The sequence below is a fragment of the uncultured Anaerotruncus sp. genome (assembly GCF_902490045.1).
Classification (GTDB): domain Bacteria; phylum Bacillota; class Clostridia; order Oscillospirales; family Ruminococcaceae; genus Anaerotruncus.
Genome location: NZ_CABUCJ010000111.1, coordinates 1 through 7754, shown reverse-complemented (window position 1 = coordinate 7754; position 7754 = coordinate 1). Strand labels below are relative to the sequence as shown.

Here is a 7754-nt window from a genome sequence, read left to right as displayed (position 1 = left end):
CCATCCGGAACGCCCGGCCTTTTTGACGCGTCCTCCCGGGGGCTTCCGCACGGCGGCATCCCCGGTTCGGGCGTTTCCGCCAAGAGGCCTCCGCTATTCTTGTGCAGGCTGTCCGTTGACAGGGAACCGCGGGACGTGTAAGATAAACACGGACGCCAAACGTTTTCGCGAAAACGTTTGGCACGCTGAAAACGCGCGCGGAAAGGGGGAAGCAGAGCGTGAGCATCCGCGAAATCGCCCGCATGACGGGGCTTTCGATCACCACCGTGTCCCACGCGATCAACGGGACCCGCCCCGTATCGGAAAAGAGCCGCCGGCTCGTCGAGGAGGCCATCCGCAGGACCGGCTACAGGCCCAACCTCGCCGCCCGGGCGCTCAAGACCCAGAAATCCAACATCATCGCGCTGATCATCCCCTCCACCGAGCCGGGCAACTCGACCAACTGCTTTTTCTTCGACGTGCTCGGCGGCGTCAAGGACACCCTCCAGCGGCGAGGCTACGACCTGATCGTCTCCACCTATTCCGAGCGCAGGTCGGATATCCGGCTGGACAGCGTCTCGGTGCTCAAAAAGAGCTGGATCGACGGACTCCTGCTCGTCCCCAACAGCCGCCACAGCCGCTACGACGAGCTGCTCGCGGGCGTCGACCTGCCCACCGTCCTGCTCGACCGCAGGCTCGACGGCTGCGGCCTGCCGCTCGTCTGCTGCGACAACGAATCCGCCGCCGAACAGGCCGCCGGCCTGCTGGCCGATTCGGGACGCGCGCGCATCGGCTACCTCGGCGGCCCGCAGGACCTTTCGACCGCCTATGACCGCTATGCCGGCTACCGGAAGGCGCTCGAAAAACGCGGGCTTCCCCTCGACCCCGGCCTCGTCCGCACAGGGCTCGACTATTCGATCGAGGCGGGGTCGGACGCGGCCCGCGAGCTCGTCGAGCGGGGAGCGGACGCCGTCTTCGCCGCCAACAGCGTGCTGACGATGGGCCTGGTCAAATACCTGGGCGGGGCGGGAATCGCCATTCCGGACCGGGTGGCGGTCGTCGGGTTCGACGACTACGACTGGACCGAGATCGCGAACCCGCCGATCACGGCGGTGCGCCAGAGCGCCTTTGCGATGGGCGCGCGGGGGGCGGAGATGCTGATCGAACGCATCGAGGGACGCGAGCCGCCCGAACGGACGGTCATCCTGCCCGCCGGGCTGACCCTGCGCGAATCCCACGGTCCCGCGCGGCCGTGACGTCATTTTGTTGATAGGACCAACTTGATAAAGGAGATGCAGCTATGTACAAAAAACCGAAAATCCTCGTGGTCGGCAGCTTCATGATGGACCTCATCGTCTCCACCGGCAGGTTTCCGAATTCGGGGGAGACGGTGATCGGCAAGAGCTTCAACACCGCCTCGGGCGGCAAGGGCGCCAACCAGGCGGTCCAGGCCGCGCGGCTGGGCGCCGACGTGACGATGGTGGGCAAGGTGGGCGACGACGGCTTCGGCCGCGAGATGACCGCCTCGGTGGCCGCCAGCGGCATCCACACCCAGCACATCCTGGCCGACCCGGACCACGCCTCCGGCGTGGGCAGCATCACGCTCGAGGTCGAGGAGGGCCAGAAGAGCCGCAACCGCATCATCGTGGTGCCGGGCGCGAACATGGCGATCACGCCGGAGGAGGTCGCCTTCCTGAAGGAGGAGATCGCCGCCTACGACATGGTCATGCTCCAGCTCGAAATCCCGATGGAGATCAACGAGCTCGTGGCGAAATACGCCTATGAGCAGGATGTCCCGGTCATGCTCAACTCGGCGCCCTCCGCGCCGCTTTCGGCGGAGCTGCTCTCCCACCTGAGCTACATCTCCCCCAACGAGCACGAGGCCGCCGACCTGACGGGCATCGAGATCCGCAAGCAGGGCAAGGAGGTCAACCGCGCCGACGTGGACGCGGCGGTCCAGGCGCTGCTCGCCAAGGGAGTGCAGAACGTCATCATCACGCTGGGCAGCTCGGGCGCGGTCGTCGCGAACGCGCGGGAGAGCCACTACTGCCCCTGCATCGACGTGGTGGAGGTCAAGGACCCGACCGCCGCGGGCGATTCGTTCGTGGGCGCGTATACGACGGCGGTCTGCGCGGGCCTCACCCCGGCGCAGGCGCTCGAATTCGCCAGCTACGCCGCGACGATCACCGTCTCCAAAATGGGCGCGCAGCCCTCTCTGCCGACCCTCGGCGAGGTGGTCGCGCTGATGAAGGAGCAGAAGTTCGACAGCTTCGACCTGTCGGTGCTCGACGTGCTCAAATAGTCCGGAAACAGAATTTACGATAAAGGAGCGACAACAGCTTGAAACAGGAATCCATTCAGGCGATGCGCGATTTCACCGCCAAAGCGCGCGAAGCGTTCGACCGGTTTGCCGACGGCGTGGAGGACGCCGAATACGTCAAGGCGGCGGAGATCATCCTCGCCTCCCGGCAGAAGGGCGGCCGCCTGCACATCACCGGCATCGGCAAGCCCGGCCACGTCAGCGGCTACGGCGCGTCGCTGCTCTCCTCCACCGGCACCCCCACCTATTTCCTGCACGGCACCGAGGCGGTGCACGGCTCCTGCGGGCAGCTCCTGCCGGGCGACGTGGTGATCTGCATCTCCAACAGCGGCGAGACCGCCGAGATGAAAACGACGGTCACCGCGATCAAAAATAACGGCTGCGAGGTGATCGGCGTCTCGGGCAATCCCGATTCGTGGCTGGCCAGACAGAGCGCCGCGCACCTCTTCGCGGGCGTGTGCTGCGAGGGCGGCCCCCTCAACCGCGCGCCCCGTGCCTCGATCCTCGCGGAGAACTTCGTGCTCCAGCGGCTGAGCGTGCTTTTGCAGGCGGACCGCGGGCTTGACCCGAAGCAGTATGTCAAGTGGCATCCGGGCGGGACGCTCGGCCAGCTCCGTGACAACGAAAAATAACCGACAGGAGGCAAGCGCCATGCTGAAAAGCGGCTGTATCAACCCGGAAATCATGAAGGCGATCTCCCTCTGCGGCCACGGCGACCAGATTCTGATCGCGGACGGCAACTACCCGCTCGACGCCAAAACGGGCGGCGCGCACAGGGTCTACCTGGGACTGACGGCGGGCGTCCCCGAGGTCACGCAGGTGCTCGAGACGCTGCTCCAGAACATCAACGTGGAAAAGGCGGAGGTCATGCTGCCCGAGGACGGCAGCACCCCCGAAATTTTCGCCGACTTCACCCGCCTGCTCGGCGGGATGGCGCTCGACGGGCTCGACCGCTGGGCCTTCTACGGCGCCTGCTGCGAGCCGAAGGTCCGGCTGGCGATCTCCACCGGCGAAAAACGCGTCTTTGCAAACATCCTGCTCACCGTGGGGGTCGCGTGACCGCCCGGTGCAAAAAAGATAAAAACCGCGCGGACAGGGCTGTCCGCGCGGTTTTTTTACACGCTTCCGGTTGAATTTTGCGCTGTGTTGTGCTACCATTGGAAAGATCAAAATCTGATGTTTCGAGGTTTTTTCCATGGCAAAGGATTCCCGCAGAACCCTGCGCGCCGCGCTCACCGCGACGGCGCCTGTCTTTTTTGGCTACATCTTTGTCGGCATGGCGTTCGGCCTGCTGCTCCAGAAGGCGGGCTACAACGCCCTGTGGGCGTTCGGATGCAGCCTGACCGTCTACGCCGGGTCGATGCAGTTCGTGCTCGTCGAACTGCTCACCGGCTGGGTGGGTCTGGCGCAGACGGCGGTCGTCACCCTCGCCGTGCAGGCGCGCCACGCCTTTTACGGGCTCTCCCTCATCGACAAGTTCAAGGGCCTGGGGAAGGTCAAGCCCTACCTCGTCTTCGCGCTCACCGACGAGACCTACTCGCTGCTCTGTTCGGTCAAGGTCCCCGAGGGCTGTGACCGCGGGAAATTCTACCTGCTGATCTCCGCCCTCAACCAGAGCTACTGGATCGTGGGCGGGGTGCTTGGCGCGACGATCGGCGAGCTGGTGCCCTTCAACTCGACGGGCATCGACTTTGCGATGACCGCCCTCTTCATCGTCATCTTTGTCGAGCAGTGGCTCACCGCCAAAAGCCACATCCCCGCCCTCGTGGGGATCGCCTGCGCGGCGGCCTGCCTGCTTTTGTTCGGCACCGGCGGCTTCCTGCCGCCCGCGCTCCTGCTGACCGTCGCGGTGCTCATCGCCGGCCGCCGCACGATCGAACGGAAAATCGGCCCGCCGGCGGAGGAATCCGCCGGGGACGCGCCGGATGGAAAGGAGGCGCCGGAATCATGCCGCTGAGTCCGCTTCAGGCGATTGCCGTCATCGCGACGGTCGTCGCCGTCACCGTCTGCTGCCGCGCGCTGCCCTTCCTCGTCTTCCGCGACGACCGCCCCGTCTCGGGCCTGGTCGTCTACCTCGGGCGCATCCTGCCCTTCGCGATCATTTCGATCCTCGTCATCTACTGCCTGCGGAACACCCGCTTTACCGCCGCGCCCTTCGGCGCGCCCGAGATCATCGCCGTGGTCCTGGCCGCCGCCATCCACGTCTGGAAGCGCAACAACCTGCTCTCCATCGGCATCTCGACCGCCGTCTACATGTTTCTGCTGCAGGTCGTGTTCGTCTGATCTTCCGCGCCGCCTCCATGCCAGGCCGGCGGGCGGGTGCGGGCGCCTCCCGCAAGGCGCGGTAAAAACGTCTATCCATTGCGGGTTCATTTTTTACGGAGCGCCGCGCTTTGCCTGAACCAAAAGCTTTGAGGGTTTCCAAAGGGAACTTTCTCGAAAGTTCCCTTTGGGCTTTTCAAACCGGCGCGAATGTGCTATGATAGTTGAGTTGAATACAGTTGTGTGTCATTGGCGCACAGTTTAAAGGAGATTGGTTTCGATGGATTACATCAGCACCCGCGACAGCGGACACCGCGTCAGCGCGGCGCAGGCGATCGTGTCGGGGCTTTCGCCCGACGGCGGCCTCTTCCTGCCCGAAAGCCTGCCGCAGTTCTCCCTTGCGGAGATCGAGGCGATGGCAAAGACCGGCTACGCCGGCCGGGCCGTCGCCGTGCTCTCCCGCTTCCTGACCGATTTTTCCGAAGAGGAGCTGCGCGGCTACGTCTCGCGCGCCTACGCGCCGGAGAAGTTTCCGCCCCGAGCGGTCGCGCCGGTCGTCCGGCTCGACGAAAACGCCCATATCCTCGAGCTTTTCCACGGCCCGACCTGCGCCTTCAAGGATTTCGCGCTGCAATTGCTGCCCTTCCTGCTGACCGCCTCGCTGCGCAAGACCGGCTGCGACAAAAGGGTCGTCATCCTCGTGGCCACCTCGGGCGACACGGGCAAGGCCGCGCTCGAAGGGTTTGCCGACGTGCCGGGCGCCAAAATCTGCGTCTTCTATCCCGACGGCGGCACCAGCAACATCCAGCGCCTCCAGATGACCACGCAGGCGGGGGAGAACGTCATGGTTTTCGCCGCCGAGGGCAATTTTGACGACGCCCAGAACGGCGTCAAGCGGATCTTCACCGACCGTGCCTACGCCGAGGAGCTCGCGGGCAAGGGGTACATCCTCTCGTCGGCCAATTCGATCAACTGGGGGCGGCTCGTCCCGCAGATCGCCTACTACTTCTCCGCCTACTGCGAGCTGCTGAACGCCGGGGAGCTGAAGCCCGGCGACCCGATCAACATCGTGGTGCCCACCGGCAATTTCGGCAACATCCTGGCGGCCTATTTCGCCAAGCACTGCGGCCTGCCGGTTAAAAAGCTCGTCTGCGCCTCCAACAGGAACAACGTCCTCACCGACTTCATCACGACGGGGACCTACGACCGCAACCGCGGCTTCTTCGTCACGGCCTCCCCCTCGATGGACATCCTCATCTCCTCCAATCTCGAGCGCCTGCTCTATCTGCTCTGCGGACGGGACGACAAGGTCCTGCGCGGCTATATGGAGGAGCTTGCCAACACGGGGAAATACACGGTCGGGGCGGACGTCCTCGCAAAGCTGCAAAGCGAATTTGCGGCGGGCTGCGCCGACGACGCGGCGACCGCCGCGGCCATCCGCACCGCTTACCGGGAGACGGGATACCTCTGCGACACCCACACCGCGGTGGCGGTGGACGTCTACCGGAATTACGCCGCCAAAACCGGCGACCGGACGCCGACAGTCATCGCCTCCACCGCGAGCCCCTTCAAATTCGCGAACAGCGTGCTGCCCGCGGCCTTTGACACGGCTGCGGACGGCGGAGATTTCGCCCTGCTGGCAAAGCTGTCGGAGCTCTCGGGACAGCCCGCGCCTCAGGCGCTCGCGGGCCTTCAGGACAAAACCGAGCGGTTTACCGCGACGGTCGAGCCCGCAAGGATGAAGGACGCCGTAAGCGGCTGGCTGGGCGTTTGAGCGCCCCATTTTGACAGGACGGGTGATCGTATGAAATATGTGGTAATGCTCGGCGACGGCATGGCGGACCGCCCCGTCCCCGAGCTGGGCGGCAAAACCCCGCTCGAAGCGGCGGTCAAGCCGCATATGGATTTCCTTGCGCAGCACGGCACCGTGGGCATGGCGCGCACCGTTCCCGAGGGGATGCCCCCCGGTTCGGACACCGCCAACCTCTCGGTGATGGGCTATGATCCCAAAATCTACTACAGCGGCCGCTCTCCGCTCGAAGCGGTGAGCATGGGCATCCCGCTCGCGACGGACGACGTGACCTTCCGCTGCAACCTCGTGAACCTCTCGGAGGAGGGGGCGCTCGAGGACGCGACGATGGTCGACTACTCGTCCGATGAGATCACGACGGCCGAGTCGACCGAGCTTGTAAACTTCCTGAACCGGGAGTTCCACACCGAAGCGCGCGACCTCTATCCGGGCATCAGCTACCGCCACTGCCTTGTGCTGCGCCGCGCCGAAACGGGCACCGACTGCACCCCGCCGCACGACATCTCGCTGAAGCCCGTCCGGGAGTACCTCCCGAAGGGCCGCTACGGCGGGCAGCTGCTCGATCTGATGAAACGCTCCTACGCGCTGTTGCGCGACCATCCGGTCAACCGGGCGCGCGCCGCGCGCGGCCTGCGCCCCGCCAACTGCTGCTGGTTCTGGGGCGAGGGGACGCGTCCCGCGCTCTCCTCCTTTGAAGAGCGGTTCGGCGTGAAAGGCGGCGTCATCTCCGCCGTCGACCTCATCAAGGGAATCGGCATCTGCGCGGGGCTCCGCAGCGTCGACGTGCCCGGCGCGACCGGCAATGTCGACACCAACTTCCAGGGCAAGGCGGAAGCGGCGATCGAGCTGCTGGAAAACGGCTGCGATTTCGTCTACATCCATGTGGAGGCGCCTGACGAATGCGGCCACCGCCGCGAGGTGGAAAACAAGGTCCGGTCGATCGAGCTGATCGACCGGGAAATCCTCGGACGGCTGCTGCCCGCGCTGCAAAAGCGCGGGGAGGACTATGCCGTCCTGCTGATGCCCGACCATCCGACGCCGCTGTCCATCCGCACCCACAGCAGCGACCCGGTGCCCTTCGTCCTCTACCGCAGCGACCGCGAATCGCCGCTGCACGCAAGCGCCTACACCGAGGCGCTCGCCGCGAAGACGGGGCTTTTCATCCCCGAGGGGCACCGCCTGATGGAGAAGCTCCTCCTCGACGAACGCATCTGAAATTTTCCGGAAAAGCGGTTGACAAGCCAGATTCCCGATGATATAATAATCAAGCACGATTGTTCAGAATCGTGCTGATATGCGGGTATGGCGGAATTGGCAGACGCGTTAGATTCAGGTTCTAATGGTCGCAAGGCTGTGCAGGTTCAAGTCCTGTTACCCGCACCA

8 protein-coding genes and 1 tRNA gene are annotated in these 7754 nt (G+C 64.9%); all 9 read left to right on the top strand.

All coding sequences use genetic code 11. The features are described 5' to 3' along the window. The first annotated feature begins 218 nt into the window (after positions 1-218). The 9 genes from RDM88_RS10435 to RDM88_RS10395 all read left to right on the top strand — a co-directional run bounded on the left by RDM88_RS10435 (position 219) and on the right by RDM88_RS10395 (position 7754). The gene (locus RDM88_RS10435; protein ID WP_308754782.1) at positions 219-1235 is read left to right on the top strand and encodes a LacI family DNA-binding transcriptional regulator; all 1017 of its coding nucleotides are present in this window, start codon (positions 219-221) and stop codon (positions 1233-1235) included. Positions 1236-1279: 44 nt separating this feature from the next. Then, a complete protein-coding gene (gene rbsK, locus RDM88_RS10430; protein ID WP_308754781.1) occupies positions 1280-2281 on the top strand; it encodes a ribokinase in 1002 nt (333 codons plus the stop codon). A gap of 62 nt (positions 2282-2343) precedes the next feature. After that, complete coding sequence (locus tag RDM88_RS10425; protein ID WP_374045458.1) at positions 2344-2931, top strand: SIS domain-containing protein; 588 nt, start codon at positions 2344-2346, stop codon at positions 2929-2931. Between the two features lie 19 nt (positions 2932-2950). After that, the gene (locus RDM88_RS10420) at positions 2951-3358 is read left to right on the top strand and encodes an RbsD/FucU family protein (RefSeq protein ID WP_308754779.1); all 408 of its coding nucleotides are present in this window, start codon (positions 2951-2953) and stop codon (positions 3356-3358) included. A gap of 136 nt (positions 3359-3494) precedes the next feature. Then, on the top strand, positions 3495-4256 hold the full coding sequence (locus RDM88_RS10415; protein ID WP_308754778.1) for an AzlC family ABC transporter permease: 762 nt from the start codon (positions 3495-3497) through the stop codon (positions 4254-4256). Continuing rightward, positions 4247-4582 carry an AzlD domain-containing protein gene (locus tag RDM88_RS10410; protein WP_308754777.1) on the top strand — a complete coding sequence of 112 codons (336 nt, stop codon included), beginning with the start codon at positions 4247-4249 and terminating at the stop codon, positions 4580-4582. Before RDM88_RS10415 ends, RDM88_RS10410 begins: the two co-directional genes overlap by 10 nt. Before the next feature lie 259 nt (positions 4583-4841). Continuing rightward, positions 4842-6335 (top strand): threonine synthase, encoded by a 1494-nt coding sequence (gene thrC / locus RDM88_RS10405; protein WP_308754776.1) that lies wholly within the window; start codon positions 4842-4844, stop codon positions 6333-6335. 30 nt (positions 6336-6365) lie between these two features. Further along, complete coding sequence (locus tag RDM88_RS10400) at positions 6366-7586, top strand: cofactor-independent phosphoglycerate mutase (RefSeq protein ID WP_308754775.1); 1221 nt, start codon at positions 6366-6368, stop codon at positions 7584-7586. A gap of 81 nt (positions 7587-7667) precedes the next feature. Continuing rightward, positions 7668-7754, top strand: a tRNA-Leu gene (locus RDM88_RS10395).